This is a genomic window from Vibrio iocasae (genome assembly GCF_042245395.1).
In the GTDB taxonomy this organism is placed as follows: Bacteria; Pseudomonadota; Gammaproteobacteria; order Enterobacterales; family Vibrionaceae; genus Vibrio; species Vibrio iocasae.
In genome coordinates, this window is sequence record NZ_CP145311.1 from 2,152,050 (window position 1) to 2,169,682 (window position 17,633).

Consider the following 17,633-nt stretch of genomic DNA (forward strand, 5'->3'; position numbering starts at 1 on the left):
GACTATGCTCTTAAAGTTACTATCTAATAACCAAGATGCATGCCAACTTTTTAAGTGTTAAATTTCAACCAGTTAGATATTTAGTGTAATTCACACCATTCATGCTACGATGAGAATAACCAACAAGTGGTGATTTTTACCATCCAATAAGGCCATTATATGAAGGAACAAACCCTAATAGGTGAATCAGCCCTTTTTCTCGCGGTACTAGACAAAGTTTCAAAGCTAGCGCCAATCGAAAGACCTGTATTGATTTTAGGTGAAAGAGGTACCGGTAAAGAGCTTATCGCCCAGCGACTCCATTACCTTTCTAAGCGATGGGACCAACCTCTTGTGTCCTTAAACTGTTCTGCTCTAAGTGAAGGACTCATTGATTCTGAGTTATTCGGTCATGAATCAGGATCCTTCACTGGCTCGAAAGGCAAGCACCAGGGGCGATTTGAACGAGCAGAAAATGGCACCCTGTTTCTTGATGAACTGGCCACAGCCCCCCTTTCTGTTCAGGAAAAGTTATTAAGGGTGATTGAATATGGTGAGTATGAACGTGTGGGTGGTAATAAGACTCTTCAGTCCAATGTTCGACTGATTTGTGCAACCAATGCTGACATACAAGAACAAGTAGCAGAAGAAAAGTTCAGGCCAGACCTGCTTGATCGATTAGCTTTCGATGTGGTGCATATCCCTCCACTCAGACAACGTAAAGAAGATATTCCACTGCTTGCCGAGCACTACGCCATAAAAATGTGTCGAGAACTAAAACTTCCTTTGTTTACCGGTTTTAGTGAATACGCATACTCTCAGCTAATGGAGTACAAATGGCCGGGGAATGTAAGAGAACTCAAAAACGTCGTAGAAAGAGCGGTATATAGAAACGGTACGTCTGAACTGCCCATTGAAGAACTAACCCTCAATCCTTTCATTTCACAATGGCAGGAAGATAAAGAATCTGTATCAGAAAGTACCCAACCTACTGAAGATATAGATAAAGCACAGCATTCTGAAAAGTTTTCTTTTCCAATAAACTATAAAGACCGGCAAGAAGAAGCTGATATCAATCTGCTTAACGCCGCACTTGAGCACGCAAAACACAATCAAAAAGCTGCCGCTGGCCTTATGGGCTTGAGTTACCACCAACTGCGCGGAATGCTACGAAAATACAATTTAGTGGGGCCAACTGCAGAAAACAACAGCAACTAAGGCTACTATGACTATGTATATGTTTGGTCTATAAAGATAATAGTGGTAAATTATGCGGATCAAAAAATTCATCGCCATAAAGCGATCGGTCTAACCAAGACTACTCTTTCTATGAAAGCATATGTAAAAGTTATTTTTTCAATCTTCAGTTTAAGCGCTCTGGTAGGGTGTGGTGAAGAGTTTGACGACTCTCAAGTCCGGAAGGACGGTTTCGTATTTTGTGGTCAAACTGCCCCTACATCGTTTAACCCCCAGCTTGTTGATAGTGGTATCACTTCTGAAGTATTGAGTCAGCAGCTGTTTGATTCTCTGCTAAAGCTTGATCCTGACACTCATGAGCCAGCAGCAAACCTCGCCACCAGCTGGACTGTTAATGATGAAGCAACGGAATTCACTTTTAAACTCAAAGACGATGTTCAGTTTCAGACGACCAGTTGGTTTTCTCCTAGCCGCCCATTAAACGCACACGATGTTGTGTTTAGTTTTAGTCGTATCACTGATAAATCTAACCCTTACCACCATACCAGCAATAGTGGATACCCTTGGTTTAGTAGTATCGGTTTTGATGGTCTAATTCAGTCTGTATCTGCTATCGATGATCACACGGTTAAGTTTACGCTTTCGCGCTCGGACAATACTTTTCTATCCAATATTTCAACATCCTTTGCCGTTATTCACTCTCTTGAATACGCAGAGCAGTTGAGAGTCAACAACCAGCTACGAGATATCGATACTCACCCCGTCGGTACCGGTCCATTCTATCTTGCTGAGTATCAGGTTGGTGATCTGGTCAGACTGAAACGGCATGTGAATTACTGGCGTGGACAACCAAAGATGAAGCAAGTTGTCTTCAATATTTCTGCAAGAGGCACAGGTCCACTGGCTAAGCTGCTAAGACAAGAGTGTGACGTGCTTACCTCTCCACTTTCCAGTCAGATTCCGATTATTAAAGAGCACGAAGATTTAATACTCGAAACTAAAGAAGCAATGAACGTTGCTTTCGTCGCAGTAAACACTGAACACCCTGCATTGAACGACGCCCGTGTACGTAAAGCTCTTAGCCTATCTATAAACCGGAAAAACATTCTCGATTCTGTTTATTATGGAACGGGGTCTCAGGCCTATACACTTTTACCTCCTTCGTCCTGGGCCTATGCGAAAGATAACCGTGTCAGATACGACAGAAACTATGCGTTGGCACTTCTAAGGGAAGCTGGTTATCGCAACGGTCTTGAGCTCTCTATGTGGGTACCATTAGAGCCTAAGTCGTATAATCCTAGCCCTAGAAAAACAGCTGAGCTTATTCAGGCAAGTTTCGCCGATATCGGAGTAAAGCTTGAGCTGCTTACAAGCGATCGATTTGATCGAACTGAGCTGAGCAAAGTCAGGAACATTGACCTTATTCTCACAGGCTGGATAGCCAGTACCGGAGACCCGGACAACTTTTTACGCCCTCTACTCTCTTGCAACGCAGAGCAAGCCGGTTTAAATGTTTCTATGTGGTGTAACCCGGATTTCGACTTTCTTTTGGATTTGGCTAAAGAAACCAACAACTCTAGGCACCGACTCAACTTATATCGTGAAGCACAAGCCATTATGACTGAAGAGGTCCCAGTTATTCCTCTGGCTCATGGCGTGCAATTCCAGGCTCATCATAAGTCTTTAACTGGCTTTGATATTAGCCCTTTTAGCTCACAATCTTTTTATCAAGTGGAGAGGCGTTAACGACTATGTTCAAATATACCATTCGTCGCCTTAACCTGTTTGTTATTACACTGATCATTCTGACAATGGTTGGGTATAGCATTCTGCGTCTGGATCCTAATTCCGCTGCCGCATCAGTGCCCTTCTTTCCAGGCTGGACTCAATATCTGGAACAGATTTTTCAGCTTGATTTTGGTGTAAACAATAACGGTACACCTATCATCGAAGAACTGGTTGTGGTTTTTCCGGCCACTCTGGAACTCTGCTTTTTTGCTTTTACTTTTTCTTTGCTTATCGGTATCCCGCTTGGCACTCTGGCTGGTATGCGTCAGGGCAAGATGGTCGATAGCGTTATCTCGTTTATCTCAATGTCCGGTTACTCAGCCCCTATTTTCTGGGTTGCGTTGCTGATGATTATGTTTTTCTCTTTAAACCTTGAGATTTTACCGGTATCCGGTCGTTACAATGTTCTTTACGAAATAGATCACGTCACCGGATTTGCCATTATTGACGCCATGCTGTCTAACAAACCGCACAGAGCTTTAGCATTGGAAAGTGTTTTAGAGCACCTTGTGCTCCCTTGCCTGGTACTGGCACTTGGACCGACTACTCAGGTAATCCGTTTAATGAGAGCCTCTGTTACCGAAGTCATGGCTGCCAACTATATTCGTGTTGCAAGAATCAAAGGTTTATCCAAATATGAAATTATTATGGAGCATGTGATGAGGAATGCGCTTCCTCCAATCGTTCCAAAATTTGGTGTACAGCTTTCAAGTATGTTTACGTTTGCCATCATCACGGAATCAGTGTTCAACTGGCCTGGTATTGGTCGATGGCTGATCGATGCCCTTGCCAATCAGGACTTTGCTTCTATTCAAGCTGGCGTTATCGTTGTCGCAACGGTTGTGTTGTCAGCAAACATTCTGTCTGACCTCATCGGAACCATGGTAAACCCATTAGTAAGGAAAGAGTGGTATGCTAACAGATAGTATTTATCAGGAAGAGCATGTCCCGACTCAGTTCGAGCGTTTCTGGCGAAGTTTCAGAAACAATAGTCTCGCGATGTTTGGACTGTGGTGCCTACTGGGTATCATTCTTGTTACTCTTGCATCACCATGGATAACTCCTCACGATCCGCAGCTTCAGACCGGAAACTTGCTTGTCCCACCTTCATGGAACACTCTTGGTACCGTCGAATACTTTCTGGGGACAGATGACCTTGGCAGGGATATACTCTCCCGAATTATCGAGGGATCACGATTAACATTTGGTGCAGCCGTTATCATCACAGCGATTGCCGCTTTTATTGGTTGTCTGATTGGCATTCTGGCAGGTATGACCAAAGGCCTGCTTTCCAGTACGCTGAACCATCTTTTCGATACTGTAATGTCGATACCATCTCTGCTTCTAGCGATCATTTTTGTCGCCTACCTTGGGTTCGGCGAGTTCAATATCTTGCTGGCGATTTGTCTCGCACTAGTTCCACGTTTTATTCGTTCGCTTTACACCGCAGTTCATGCTGAGGTAGACAAAGACTACATCATGGCCGCAAGACTAGACGGAGCGAACGACTTCTATCTGCTCTGGAACTCTATTTTCCCTAACATACTCCCAGTGATTGCTGCTGAACTCACTATGGCATTAACCATTGCTATTCTGGATATCACTGCTCTTGGTTTCCTTGGTCTGGGGGCTCAGGCACCGAGCACAGAATGGGGTGCGGTACTTGGCGATTCCGTAGAGTTAATTTACCTGGCACCCTGGACGGTAACACTACCAGGACTGGTTATTATGTTTGTTGTTGTGACCATCAACCTCGTTGGTGATGGTGTACGACAAGCCCTGAATGCGGGAGTTGAGTAATGCCATTATTAGATTTCCGCCACCTTACGATAGAAATCGAGACACCTCACGGCTTAGTTAAAGCTGTAGACCGCGTAAGCCTCACCATTCAGGAAGGTGATATTCGTGGATTAGTGGGTGAATCTGGCTCAGGCAAAAGCCTGGTCGCTAAAGCCATTGTTGGAATATGTAAAGACAACTGGCGTGTAACAGCTGACAGAATGCGACTTGGCGATGTGGACTTGCTCCAGCTTTCTCCAAAGGAGCGACGGCAAGTGATTGCACGCGATGTTGCAATGATTTTTCAGGAACCTCAAACCTGCCTGGACCCATCCGAAGAAGTAGGACACCAGCTTGCAGAGTCCATCCCTTCTAAATCTTTTGAAGGGCGATGGTGGCAAAGAGTGAAATGGCGTCGGAAACAAGCAATAGCGCTGCTTCATAAAGTTGGTATCAAAGATCATAAAAGAATCATGACCTCCTACCCATACGAACTCACCGATGGCGAGTGTCAGAAGGTTATGATAGCGATGGCTATCGCAGCAAAGCCAAGAATACTGATTGCAGATGAACCAACGAACGACCTGGACCCCATCACTCAGTCGCAGATATTGAGGCTATTGAGCCGGATGAATCAGGTTAACAACACAACCATTCTGCTTATCGGGCATGACCTGACTACGATTACTCAGTGGGCTAAGAGAATCACCGTTATGTACTGTGGTCAATCGGTGGAATCCGCATCAACAGAGCAAATTCTAAATTCGCCAAAACACCCTTACACTATCGCTTTGCTTAAAGCGATGCCTGATTTTGGGGATTGGATACCGCACAAACAGAAGTTGCAGTCACTGCCCGGGTCTATTCCACCCCTGCAGCACTTGCCTATCGGCTGTCGACTAGGGCCTCGTTGCCCTTATGCTCAGCGTCAGTGTGTCGAATACCCGTTCAGCAAGAAAATCAAAGGCCATAAGTTTTCCTGCCACTTCCCTCTGAATACGGAGAAGCGTCAATGAGTTCGTTGTTAGAAGTTGAAGAGCTATCCAAAGTGTTCGTCAACCGTTCTGGTTTTTTCAGAAAGAAAACCAAAGAAGCGGTAAAACCAGTAAGCTTTTCGTTGGATGCAGGGCAAACAATAGGCTTTATTGGCCAAAACGGATCGGGTAAATCCACGATAGCAAAAATGCTGGCAGGTGTTGTAGAGCCGACTAGCGGTGAAATTCGTATAAATGGCGAAAGACTAGAGCATAAAGATTACTCGACTCGCTGCAAACTGATACGCATGATTTTCCGCGATCCAAATACATCGCTTAATCCTCGTATTCAAATTGGCCGAATACTCGAAGGCCCGTTAAAGCGGAATACGAACATGCCACCTGATGCTCGAATGGCGCGCGTAAAAGAGACGCTTTCCCGCGTAGGATTGCTTCCAGAGCATGCTTATTTCTACCCGCAAATGCTGGCTGCCGGTCAAAAGCAGCGCGTGTGCCTTGCCAGAGCTTTAGTGTTACAACCTTCCGTTATTATCGCAGACGAAGCGTTAAATGGTCTGGACATGGCTATGCGCTCTCAGATTATCAACCTGTTCTTAGAGCTTCAGGAAGAAATGGGAGTATCGTTTGTCTATGTTTCACAGCACATCGGCATCATCAAACATATCACCGATAAGGTGATGGTTATGCATGAAGGTGAAGTTGTGGAATACGGTGAGACAGATAAGGTACTTACCTGCCCTCAGCACCCTATTACACAAAGATTGGTTGAGAGCCATTTCTATACGGCTCCAAACCATAAAAGGTGCTGATTTAGAATCAAAAAACAAGGATGTTTGAAGATGGTTAGGTATTTCTCAATTCTAGTGTTTTTTGCCCTAAGTGGTTGTACTACACCTACTGAACAGATGTCAGATAAAGGCTCAAGTGTTCAGGTGCTCTACATCAATACGGCTCGTATAGACAATTGTGAATGGCTCGGGAGAGTAACTGGCACAGAGGGACATTGGTATAACTACTTTTTATACGGCAACGATGTGATGATTACAGGGGCGATGAATAAAGTGGTTAATGCGGCAAGTGAAATTGGAGGTGATACCGTTGTACTGGCACCACCTCACGACTTTGTTACATCTGTGACCTATCAGGCCTCAGTATATAAATGTCAGAAATAATCAGCTGACTATCTATTTTTGTTATTCTGTTTCTTAAGTTCAAAATCGAACTCGTCAGGAAACAGAATTACGCCTTCTTCATTCGCATTCGGGAAAACGGCAATTGACAGCTCATCGTCTTCAAGCCCGACAGTCCAGCGACTGTGCCACTTGTTCAACGAGATAGATTCCGGAACACACTCTTCCCAGTCACCCGTTGCCCACTCTTTGGCGAACTCTTCGTTTGGCCATACTGGCACACAGTCATCATCTTCAGTGTTTAGCATGACGCAACCATGCTCATCTTTAAGAATCCAGACTTCACGGCTCGCTACGATCTCTTTAATGCAGTACTTAAATCGCTGTTCAAGATCCATTTTGTTTATTTCATCAATGCGGGATTGTTCAAGTTTTTTTGTCATTGTCATACCAAGCCTTTTACTTGAATAGGTTGAACAAGTTAGGTTGTTGTGCTGGAGCAAACATAATTGTACATGGATGTACAGTTTTAAGCGCACATGGATGTCATGAGCGGTTTGCGGAGGCATGGCTACCTAGCTTGTGGGCCTAGTGGGTTATATGATTCTTCCGTAAAAACGCCGCAAGTACTTCCATGTAGGCTCCGGTTTTTCGTCCATGAAAAACAGGTTTTACTCCAGAAGCATATAACCCACTCAGCGAACTATGTCGTACAAAACAAAAGGCGAAGGTAAACACCCTCGCCTTTCTATTCGTTTATGGGAAAACGAATTACGCCAATTCACCCTGAAGCCAAGGCCAACCTTGCTTCTTACGGCTTAGCGTGTTTTCCATCATTAGCATGCCGTCTTGCTCATGCTTAACCAGCTTCTCAGCCCACTCACCTTTGTATAGAAGACGAGTTGTTGCTGTTGTGATGTCCGTTAGCATAACCGCAGCAAATGCAAGACCTTCTTCGTCACAACGACGCTGAAGATCTGCTTCAAGGCCTTCAATCATACCTTCAACCTGCTCAAGTGTTGCAAGCTCGATCTGACCAACAACAACATCACGCTCGTTGAATGGGTAAGCTTTAAGATCTTTTTCTACAAGTTGAGCGGCTGTAAGACCTTCGATATCAGTTTTAGCAATTAGAAGGTTTTTGATGAACAAATCAAGATCTTCAACTTCAGCAAACTTAGCAAGCTCCTGAACAGCATCTTTATCTTTTTGAGTACAAGTTGGAGACGCGAAGCCTACCGTGTCAGAAAGAATTGCAGACATCATTAGCGTTGCAAGAGGTTTAGTGATTTCAACTTCTTCCATTTTGAAAAGGTTGAAAAGGATAGTACAAGTACAACCAACAGGCCAGATCCAAGCTTCAAGAGGGTTTACTGTCATCACATCACCTAGTCGGTGGTGATCAACGATACCTACGATTTCAGCTTCTTTAACATCATCTGGTGCCTGAGCAAGGTCAGAATAGTCTACCAGCCAGATTTTCTCGCCAGCAACGCCAGTACACATCTCAGGTGCTTCTACTCCAGCTTGCTCAAGAATGTATTGAGTTTCACGGTTAAGTTCGCCCTGGCGAACTGCTTTCGCTTCCAAACCACGTGCTTTAAGTAGCTGAGTCGCTACTAGTGCACTACAAATACTATCGCTATCCGGGTTTTTATGGCCGACAACTTGAATCATGTTTCTTCCTATTACAAGTATAAATTTGGGGTTCATTAAGTGGGTACACTCCTCATTGAAGCTCCCTGAACCTGCTCACATTTGGTGATTACTTTACATGAATTTTTCAATTTGTCATTGGCTTAAAGTAAGAAAAAAGCAACAATCCCGTTATATTCCGAAGCTTACCAGCATCAACTAAGTGAAAATTATGAAAATTACAAAACCTTTGCTGCTCTCAGCCCTTATTTCCGTCAGTTGCTCAGTCTATGCCGATGTCAACCTTCAGTTCGATGGCAGTATTGACTTATATGTTGTCAACGGTCAAAAAGCCGATTCAAAAGGTGGCGGCCTGTTCTCGTCAACCAAAGCAGTTACGTTACCAGATGGTGAAAACCAAATTGCGTTTAAATACTCCTATTACTTTGATAAGAAAGATGAAAGAGAAGTGCTCGAAAGTGATGTCATTATTGCCAAGTTCAACGCCTCAAATGCTGAACTAACGATAGATATAGATAAAGCGAAAAACCAAAAACAAGCTAAACAGTACTTAGCTGAGAAAAGGTGGGCATTAGTAGATACTAAACTGAATCAAGCCGTTCCTGTTGCTCAAGACACGTTGCATTTCGAAGGTTTTCAGTTAAGTAGAAATTTTCAAACTGAAGTATCCGAATATAACAAAGCTGGAGGCCCGGCTGCGATAACCCGACACAAGGAAATTGTCGCTATCGTACCTGAAATGGAGGCTCAGGAAGGACAGTTTAAAAACAAAGAAGAGTCAATGCTACATTTCTGGTATGAACAGGCAGACGAAGAAACAAAAACAAAGTTCAAAGAATTTATAAACAACCAATAATTTATCTTACATATGTAAAAAGCCGGTCACTCATTAATGACCGGCTCTGTTTTCGCTATCAGGTTGATTTCTGAATCAGAAAATTAACCTTCAACAATCATTGGACCGCCAAACGCTGTCACTGGTGGAACTTCGCCAGCAAACTTCTCGAAATCTACAAGACATGTGTTTGCAGATGTCGCCTGAGCAAGCTCAGAAGATGGGATATCCTGAGTTAGTGTGTTTGGATCGCCGTAGGTATCGATAGCACCCTCTTTCTCGTTCAGAGGACCATACCATGCACCTTCTTCGATACGGATAACACCAGGAGCGTAACCTTCATCAAGAACAGCACCAGCCAGTAGCTGACCACGGTCGTTAAATACGCGTACGATGTCACCATCTTTGATGCCTTTCGCTTTAGCATCAGCTGGGTTCATGTAAACAGGCTCACGACCTTGTACTGCGTATGTCGCACGGAACTCTTCAGAGTCACACATCTGAGAGTGCAAACGCTTATCAGGGTGGCAAGACTGCATCCAGAATGGGTGCTTCTTAGAACCTGGGCCGCCGTGTGAACGCTCAGATTTTTCGAACCACATTGGGTGTTCCTGACAGTGCTCGTAACCGAACTTACCAATCTTGCGGCTAGAGATTTCAAGGAAACCAGAAGGTGTACCTAGTGCAGCCATTTCTGGATCATCACGGAATGCTGCGTGGCGAACCCAAGGCTTTCCTTTACCAGCGTCGAAGTAACCTTTTTCCCAGAACTCATCGAAAGATGGCATTGCGAACTTGCCTTCGTTCTTCTTAACACATTCTGCGTAAAGGTGCTTAACCCAAGCCATTTCATCCATACCACGAGTGTATTCTTTATCACGGCCAAAGCGTTTAGTCAGGCCTGTCATGATATCGAAGTCAGAACGTGATTCGAATAATGGCTCAACCAGCTTGTGCATTGCTACCATACCGCGGTTTGAGTATGAACCGTAGTTATCGATGTCGTTACGTTCCCATTGAGTACAAGCAGGAAGTACGATATCTGAGAAGCGACAGCTCGCAGTCCAGGTAAAGTCGATAGTGACAACAGTCTGAAGGTTCTTAAATGCCGTCTTCATTCTGTTGCGATCCTGATGGTGATGCCATGGGTTACAACCCGAGATAACCATCATCTTGTAACCAGGTAGGTTAACTTTGTTACCGTTGTGGTTGATAACCTTACCAGGTTCTAGCAGACAGTCTACCCAACGAGCAACAGGGATAACCTTGCTGTGGCCATTGAAGTCTTCGCTGTCCCACTTAGGCTTGTTATCAGGGTTACGAGGGAAACTACCAGGGCCAGCAAAACCAGTTGAAGGAACACCGATAGAGCTGTAGTGGTGACCATAAGAAACACCACCGCCCGGCAGACCAACCTGACCAATCATCGCCGCTAGTACTGCACCCATCCAGTATGGCTGCTCACCATGCTGCTGACGCTGAATACACCAACCAAACAGAAGCTGAGTACGACCTTTAACAAGTTCGCGTGCTAGGTTACGGATATCGTCAGCTTTCACGCCACAGATTTCAGCTGCCCACTCAGGAGTTTTAGCCACTTTATCTTTAGTTTCACCGTTAACGTAAGCAATGAACTCTTCAAAACCAAGACAGTAAGTGTCAACAAAATCTTCGTCGTACAGACCTTCGTTATACATTACGTGTGCCATTGCAAGCATCATCGCGACGTCAGTCTGTGGGTTTACATACATATGGTCGTTGTTAAGGAAGCGCTGAGTCTTGTTCTTAACAGGGTCGATAGAGATAACTTTGATCTCTTTCTTAGCCACTTTTTCTTTCAGTTGCTCTAGGTATTCAAATGATTCGTGAGTCTCACATGCCCAACCAACCTGAAGGTTTTTAACTGGATCGTTCGCCCACATTACGATTGTGTCGCTGTTCTCCAGAATCTCAGACCATGAAGTGCCCTGTGCATATACTTCAGTAGAACCAAGAACGTAAGGAAGAATTGTCTGGCCAGCACCTGTAGAGTAGTCACCTACTTTCTTCACGAAATTACCGTGCATCGCTACCGCTCGCTGCATGTGGTTACCAGCAGAGTGAACCTGACCAGTCTGACGCCAGCCAGTCTGACCTGCGTGAAGAGCCCATGGGCCGTATTCTTTCTGAACGCGTTCTAGTTCCTGATAGAAAAGATCTAAAGCTTCATCCCAGCTTACACGAACGAAACGGTTGTTACCGCGCGTGTCTGCAGCGTACTTGTGCTTTTTCTTCCAATCCAGACGAACCATAGGATAACGTACACGCGATGGGCTATAAAGAATGCCCTTGATGCCGTTGATCATTTCAGTTGGGTACTTATCCAACTCAAGTGGTTTGATCTCATTTACTTTTCCATCCACCACGTGAGCGCGGAACGCGCCCCAGTGAGAACCCGAAGTTTTCCAGCTACCTTTACCTTCTGCTGCCTTAGCAGAAGCTGATACTAGTAAACTCGGACCAATTACAGATACAGCACTGGTAGCGGCTGCGCCTTTTAAAAAGCGTCTGCGTGTAATTGTCATCGTTGTACTCCTTTAAGCTTAATGGCTGTTTTCAGCAAAATCTGAAGAGTGTTTCTGTAGGTACTTCAATACCAGTGCTTCTGTGTCAGTATCGAAGTTCACGAATGCCAGCATGCCATTGAACATACCTGGCCAGGTGTTCGCGTCAAAGTGAGCTTCTTCCGGCTCTGTGTGACATGTCGAACAGTTGTTTTTGTAAGCCTGCTCAGATTTCTCCCAGATAGGATCTACGCTGTTTAGCAGGTCTTCTTTCTTAATCCAAAGTGTTGCAGTCACTGTCTGCCATGGCAGGCCAGTCATCTCGTCGACTTGTTTCTTACCTTTTTTGATAATCTGTTTATTTTTAGCGGCTTTCTTAGTCAGAGCAGCAACACCAATGTTCATGCCGAAGTCTTCCTGAATCACTCGAGCAAAACCACGCGCTTTACGCCAGCCGGAGATCTCGATCTGAGCTGCATCGCCTTCTTCGGCAATAATTTTCATTTCAGATGCTGGTTTAACTTCACCCGCTTCTACTGTCATCGCTGCATCTTCAAATAATTTAAGGTGGCGTACTGACACTACAGTGTTACCCACGCTGTAATCTGTATCTTTAGTCAGAGCAACCAACTCTTCCATCATGTTGCCCGCACCGCTGAAACCTTCTGGCAGCTTGTGTGCAATGCCTTTGTGACAATCAACACAGCTTTGATCTTTCTCTGCGGCCATCTTCATTTGGGTTTGTGCATTTGCAGACATCTTTGAGAAGTCCATAGAATCGTAGTCGTGACAGTTTTTACACTCTAACGAGCCGTTAGCTGAGAAACGGTCCCATTCGTGTTGAGCCAACTCACCACGTTTTGCTTCAAACGCACCTTCTTCGCCATAGTTACCAAACACCATTGCGAATACTTCTTTTGATGCCTGCATCTTACGGGCAATTTTGTCAGTCCAGTTATGCGGTACGTGACAGTCAGGACAGGTCGCACGAACGCCAGAGCCGTTTGACCAGTGAACGGTTTCCTGTAGCTCTTTGTATACATTGTCTTCCATTACGTGACAGCTGATACAAAACTCTTCAGTATTGGTTGCTTCCAAAGCGGTGTTGAAACCACCCCAGAAAATAATGCCTGCGATAAAACCACCCAGAGTCAGCACACCAAGGCTGATATGCACCGCTGGGCGGGTCATGGTTTTCCAGATGTTTACAATTGTGGATTTCATATTTCGGTATCTCTAAAACTGAATATTAAAAGGGTGAATTAACCGTGTGTGCCAGGAGGTCCCATAAACAGAACCTGCATCATCCAAATAAGAAATCCATATCCACCGACAAGTGCCACACTTAATACAGGAAAAAGAACGACTGTAATTAATAGAAAGGATTTCCATTCCAGCTTACGAGTTATTTCCCCAGCGGTGTTATTAACATTTTTCATACAAACTTACTCAAATAGTGAATTTTTAACTCTGTTAAAGAGTTCTTCTACCAATCAATATTTTTATTAACTACGTAAATTGTAGACCACATAATTTATGAGGTTCAATGCAAAGAACCCTTGCGCCGCTTACTAATTGGGGAATTTTTGATATCAAACGGAGATGTGATTTATTAAGATTTTATATGAAAAAATGTGTAATTTTATTAATATTCTGTAATATTGATTATTTGTTAATTATGTTGCGTATATTTTGCCAAATAACTTATAATGAGAATCATTAATAATAATACAGCGGCTAAAATATAATTCTTGCCCGAGTAAACACCTTATTTCCCATAGATAGATGTTATATTTATGTAAAATTAAAACTGTGGTATAAAAGTCAAAAAGTTAAAGGGAAATCAAACGTGCAATCGGCATTGGATATTTCATGGTTTAGCCTGGGTTTATTTTCGTTGTCTCTATTAATTCCTTTTGGAATCAATCATTACTATCGTTTAGCACTCACTCGCGAGTTTGCAATCAGCTTATCCCGAATGGTTATACAACTGACGCTGGTTGGTTTATATCTCGAGTTTGTATTTGAGAAGAACAGTTTGCTTCTAAACGTTGTATGGCTTGTGATCATGACCGTCGTTGGCGGCAGTGCCATAGTAAGCAGAGCAAAGCTCCCTCACCAGTTTATACTCTCTTCTGTAATCGCTGGCTTGTCTATCGGTCTGGCGCCCGTTCTTGTCCTTATGTTTGGTGCGATTATCAAACCGGAACCTGCATACAGCGCACAGTACCTGATTCCTCTTTCAGGAATGTTGCTGGGGAATAGTCTCAGTGGCAATATCGTTGCATTGCAGAATCTTTTCTCTGCATTTGAACTAAGAAAAGGGGAGTATGAAGCCGCTTTGTCATTAGGCGCGTCCCCTTCTTATGCTGCGGCTCCTTTCGTAAGAGAGGCAATGCAAAAGGCACTTGCACCGATACTAGCCTCCATGGCCACAACAGGCATAGTGACGCTCCCAGGGATGATGACGGGACAAATTTTAGGTGGAGCCAGCCCAATGCTTGCTATCAAGTATCAAATTATCATCTTGATCGCTATTTTCGTAATGATGAGCATTTCTTTGACACTGACCCTACAGCTTTCCCTCAAAAGAGCAGTAACAAAGGAGGGGAGAATTTTGGTGAAATTTTTAGAAAAATAACTTGAATCTTTCGAGTGGCTTAACAGTAAAGGGCTCTCACTGTTTATCCACAGATATTGTGGATAAACAAATCAGAAGGGTTTCTATCTTGTTGTTTTATTATGCTTTGATTCAAACACAGGAAGATAGGTTATTCCGAACAGCCATCTGTTCGGAATAATGTTCATTGAGTTAGTCTCTAAGATAGATAAGCCAGTAACCCATCCCAACGAAAATACCACCACCAATGATATTACCAATGGTAACGGGAATAAGGTTATTTAAAATGAAATTGCTCAGGGTGAGGTCTGCGAAATCCAACGGATTCGCCCCTGTCAACTGCCAAAATTCAGGGGAAGCGAATGTTTTAATTCCTATCGCCATCGGTACCTGAAACATGTTAGCAATACAGTGCTCAAATCCTGCTGAAACAAACATGGCTACCGGTAATATCGTTACCATTATTTTGTCGTTTAAGCTTCGACCACTGAAGGTCATCCAAACAGCGATACAAACCAATACGTTACACATGATGCCAAGTGCTATTGCCTGGAAGAAACTATGATGAAGTTTATGCTGTGCAATCTTCATAGTGTTGATGCCAACCTCACCATGGTCAAACATGTATTGCTTCGCAACCAACATAATTCCCACAAGGAGAAGCGCACCAATCAAGTTACCCACGTAAACTATCATCCAGTTAACAATCAGGCTCTTAGAGGTTATTTTTTTACTCGCATGCGCAACCAGAGTCAGAACTGAACTTGTGAATAACTCTCCACCAGTGATAATGACCAGAATAAGACCAAGACTAAAGCCCAAGCCACCAACGAGTCTGATAAGTCCCCAAGGCAGCTCAGAACTGCCCGTCGTTATCGTCGTATAAAACACAAAGGCGATACCAATATGAATACCAGCAGTAATCGCCAGTAAAAAGGATTTCATTGGATCTTTGGTGGCTTTACCAACACCAACTTCAGCAGCGCGCTCGGCCATTTGAGGGGGAAGAAGAGAGTCAAATTGATTCATAAGTGGGCTCTAGTTCACAGTTTCAACATATTAACGTGCGCGCATAATCTACCTCTCGCTACCATTTATCAAGCAAATTTTGTGTTAATGGTGAATTTTTATTCAATGTAATTCATTGTGAAAACTTATAACTAAAAAGCCTTCCAATCGGAAGGCTCTGTATCCATATATTGCGTTAATGAGTCGGCCTATGCTTCGGGTTCCGGAGTCAGTGTTGCCGTATCTTCCACCACTTCTTTCGTACTCTCGACAACGTCAGAAGCTACCTCTTTCTCTTTTACAGTAGCCTCACTTTCTTCTGTTGCTGCAACATTTTCTTGATCCGCGGCTTCTGGAGTTCCGGCTGTCTGTGCCTTATACATCTCAACCATCCCTTGAAGCGTAGCGATCTGAGCATTAGCTTGCTCAAACTGTGTCTCCAGGTGGGTCTTTTCTATCTGCAACTGCTTTGTTTTGCTTGACTCGACATTTAGTGATTCTTTCAACTGACTATTTTCATCCGTCAGCTTCTTAACGCTGTCACTATGAGTCATGGTTGCCGTTTCTAAGCTGGATTGTATTTCCTTTATTTCAGCAAGAATACTTTCAGCCTGTTCCCGGAGCGTACTATCTCTATAATCAGAGTCACTCAATGCAATCGACAACGTAAGAAGTTTGTTCTCAAACTCAAGCACCATAGGTTCAAACTTATCACTCTTAACGCTGGCTAGTTTTTTAACTTCTAAAGCAATATGTTTGACGTGATCTAGCTCGAACTGAGCATCATCTACCGCATCTTGTATTACATTGATATCGCGAGTATTCGCTCTTACTATCTGCTCGGTTGCAGCTATTTCAGCCTTTGCTTTGGCAAAACTAATTGCCGCCACCTCATCAAAGTCCTGTTTTCTTAAAGAGCTGAGCTCAGCTTTCAGAGGATCAACAAACTGCTTCAGAACGACTTTTTCTTCCAGAGTTTTGGCCTTATTTAAAAAGACAACCTGATCTGCTTGCGCATCGTCAATATCCCCATCTTCAACTTCTTCATATAAGTCTTTGTATAGGGAGAAAACTTTGTTGTACTCCGATTTGAAGAACTTTTGGGCCTCGATTTCATCCAAATACAACATCTGACTTTGAGCTTCAGCCAACACTTCATCAGCTATCGCTTTTAGTTCAATAAGCTTGGTATAACTTTCTTGCGTCAACGCCAGGTGTTCGTTGAACTTTTCTGAATATGTACCAGAAGAAAATACTGAATAGCTTTTGGTGCTTTTCGAAGGATCGTTCTCAATATCCTGATACACATCGACAGCTTCAGCCCAGTTTTCCATTACATCGCTATAAAGTGATTTTGAATACAACTTAAGACCTTTTGAGTCTTTTAACTTAGCCAGCCAGGTTTCATACTTCAGCTTAGCACTTTCATATTCAGCGTAACTATTGTCTTGTTGCTCGGCCTGATTAGTACCTGCCACCTGAGTTGGCTCATCGGATGTACTTTGACAACCTACGACCCCGATTAATACCGCTGCTGCTAGTACTGTTTTTGCTAGTTTCATAAGCATCTCTTTTTTATGTGTTTGTACCAGACCTAACTGTGCTTTTTGTTATTAAACCAATATAAGCAGATACAATGAATAGACATAGGAAATAGTAACTAAAAGAATAAACCTCCGTATAGGATATTTTTATTTATCAGCTCACAAAACGAATATTAATCGAGTTAAACCTTTGAGACATTCGATGCAAATTTGTCCAATTTGCTTTCACATAACACTTCTTATATCTGATTCTTGTCCTTAAAGGAGTGGCACTCTATGGTGGTTATATTGAGAAGAAAGAGGATACACATATGAAATTTTCAACAGAATCAATTGCAGAGCTCAACTTGCTGCTTCAGTTTGATATTAGTAGCGCAGCAACTGGTATAAAGGTTCACCATGAAGCATCCGAAGAAATGCAGCAGGCTGTGAAACGTCTATACGACAAAGGTCTTTGTACACTTCCAGATGGTGGTTACCTCACTGACGAAGGTATCGAAATGGCGGAACATGCTGACAAGATTTTGCGTGTACTTTCTGCAAAATAGAAGTTACGGAC

At 43.5% G+C, this 17,633-nt stretch carries 17 protein-coding genes; 10 read left to right on the plus strand and 7 right to left on the minus strand.

Annotation, left to right across the window (positions count from 1 at the left end; genetic code table 11):
• Window positions 1-159: 159 nt before the first annotated feature.
• The 7 genes from pspF (at window position 160) to SNR28_RS19540 (ending at window position 6,910) form a co-directional block, all read left to right on the plus strand.
• Window positions 160-1,197, plus strand: a complete 1,038-nt coding sequence (gene pspF / locus SNR28_RS19510; protein ID WP_375750245.1) for a phage shock protein operon transcriptional activator — start codon at window positions 160-162, stop codon at window positions 1,195-1,197.
• Window positions 1,198-1,308: 111 nt separating this feature from the next.
• On the plus strand, window positions 1,309-2,922 hold the full coding sequence (locus SNR28_RS19515; RefSeq protein ID WP_375750246.1) for an ABC transporter substrate-binding protein: 1,614 nt from the start codon (window positions 1,309-1,311) through the stop codon (window positions 2,920-2,922).
• Between the two features lie 5 nt (window positions 2,923-2,927).
• Window positions 2,928-3,890 carry an ABC transporter permease gene (locus SNR28_RS19520; RefSeq protein ID WP_375750247.1) on the plus strand — a complete coding sequence of 321 codons (963 nt, stop codon included), beginning with the start codon at window positions 2,928-2,930 and terminating at the stop codon, window positions 3,888-3,890.
• Entirely contained in the window at window positions 3,877-4,764 is an 888-nt protein-coding gene (locus SNR28_RS19525) for an ABC transporter permease subunit (protein ID WP_375750248.1), read from the plus strand. Before SNR28_RS19520 ends, SNR28_RS19525 begins: the two co-directional genes overlap by 14 nt.
• Window positions 4,764-5,759, plus strand: coding sequence for an oligopeptide/dipeptide ABC transporter ATP-binding protein (locus SNR28_RS19530; protein WP_375750250.1), 996 nt, complete (start codon window positions 4,764-4,766; stop codon window positions 5,757-5,759). Before SNR28_RS19525 ends, SNR28_RS19530 begins: the two co-directional genes overlap by 1 nt.
• Complete coding sequence (locus SNR28_RS19535; RefSeq protein WP_375750251.1) at window positions 5,756-6,547, plus strand: ATP-binding cassette domain-containing protein; 792 nt, start codon at window positions 5,756-5,758, stop codon at window positions 6,545-6,547. The genes SNR28_RS19530 and SNR28_RS19535 overlap by 4 nt, the downstream gene beginning before the upstream one ends.
• 30 nt (window positions 6,548-6,577) lie before the next feature.
• Complete coding sequence (locus SNR28_RS19540) at window positions 6,578-6,910, plus strand: DUF4156 domain-containing protein (protein WP_375750252.1); 333 nt, start codon at window positions 6,578-6,580, stop codon at window positions 6,908-6,910.
• Window positions 6,911-6,918: 8 nt separating this feature from the next.
• Here the strand turns inward: SNR28_RS19540 and SNR28_RS19545 are convergent, their stop codons facing one another.
• Both SNR28_RS19545 and SNR28_RS19550 read right to left on the minus strand, forming a co-directional pair.
• Entirely contained in the window at window positions 6,919-7,311 is a 393-nt protein-coding gene (locus SNR28_RS19545) for a DUF2750 domain-containing protein (RefSeq protein ID WP_375750254.1), read from the minus strand.
• Between the two features lie 328 nt (window positions 7,312-7,639).
• Window positions 7,640-8,545, minus strand: coding sequence for a manganese-dependent inorganic pyrophosphatase (locus SNR28_RS19550; RefSeq protein ID WP_375750256.1), 906 nt, complete (start codon window positions 8,543-8,545; stop codon window positions 7,640-7,642).
• Between the two features lie 190 nt (window positions 8,546-8,735).
• On the opposite strand from SNR28_RS19550, the gene SNR28_RS19555 reads away from it, so the two are divergent.
• Window positions 8,736-9,380, plus strand: coding sequence for a DUF2057 family protein (locus tag SNR28_RS19555; protein ID WP_375750258.1), 645 nt, complete (start codon window positions 8,736-8,738; stop codon window positions 9,378-9,380).
• An 83-nt stretch (window positions 9,381-9,463) separates the two neighbouring features.
• Here SNR28_RS19555 and torA read toward each other — a convergent pair whose 3' ends face one another.
• Genes torA through torE form a run of 3 tightly spaced genes read right to left on the minus strand, consistent with a single transcriptional unit; the run spans window position 9,464 to window position 13,341 of the window.
• Window positions 9,464-11,923: a trimethylamine-N-oxide reductase TorA gene (torA, locus tag SNR28_RS19560; protein ID WP_375750260.1), complete on the minus strand. Its 2,460-nt coding sequence runs from the start codon at window positions 11,921-11,923 to the stop codon at window positions 9,464-9,466.
• Between the two features lie 18 nt (window positions 11,924-11,941).
• Window positions 11,942-13,126 (minus strand): pentaheme c-type cytochrome TorC, encoded by a 1,185-nt coding sequence (torC, locus tag SNR28_RS19565; RefSeq protein ID WP_375750262.1) that lies wholly within the window; start codon window positions 13,124-13,126, stop codon window positions 11,942-11,944.
• A 38-nt stretch (window positions 13,127-13,164) separates the two neighbouring features.
• Entirely contained in the window at window positions 13,165-13,341 is a 177-nt protein-coding gene (gene torE, locus SNR28_RS19570) for a trimethylamine N-oxide reductase system protein TorE (protein WP_375750264.1), read from the minus strand.
• A gap of 410 nt (window positions 13,342-13,751) precedes the next feature.
• Here torE and SNR28_RS19575 point away from each other — a divergent pair, with 410 nt between their 5' ends.
• Entirely contained in the window at window positions 13,752-14,543 is a 792-nt protein-coding gene (locus SNR28_RS19575; protein ID WP_375750265.1) for an ABC transporter permease, read from the plus strand.
• Between the two features lie 171 nt (window positions 14,544-14,714).
• Here the strand turns inward: SNR28_RS19575 and focA are convergent, their stop codons facing one another.
• A complete protein-coding gene (focA, locus tag SNR28_RS19580; RefSeq protein WP_375750267.1) occupies window positions 14,715-15,551 on the minus strand; it encodes a formate transporter FocA in 837 nt (278 codons plus the stop codon).
• A 188-nt stretch (window positions 15,552-15,739) separates the two neighbouring features.
• On the minus strand, window positions 15,740-17,092 hold the full coding sequence (locus tag SNR28_RS19585; protein ID WP_375750269.1) for a DNA repair protein: 1,353 nt from the start codon (window positions 17,090-17,092) through the stop codon (window positions 15,740-15,742).
• Window positions 17,093-17,385: 293 nt separating this feature from the next.
• Between SNR28_RS19585 and SNR28_RS19590 the strand changes: the two genes are divergently transcribed.
• Window positions 17,386-17,622, plus strand: a complete 237-nt coding sequence (locus SNR28_RS19590; RefSeq protein ID WP_375750270.1) for a TIGR02647 family protein — start codon at window positions 17,386-17,388, stop codon at window positions 17,620-17,622.
• Window positions 17,623-17,633 lie beyond the last annotated feature (11 nt).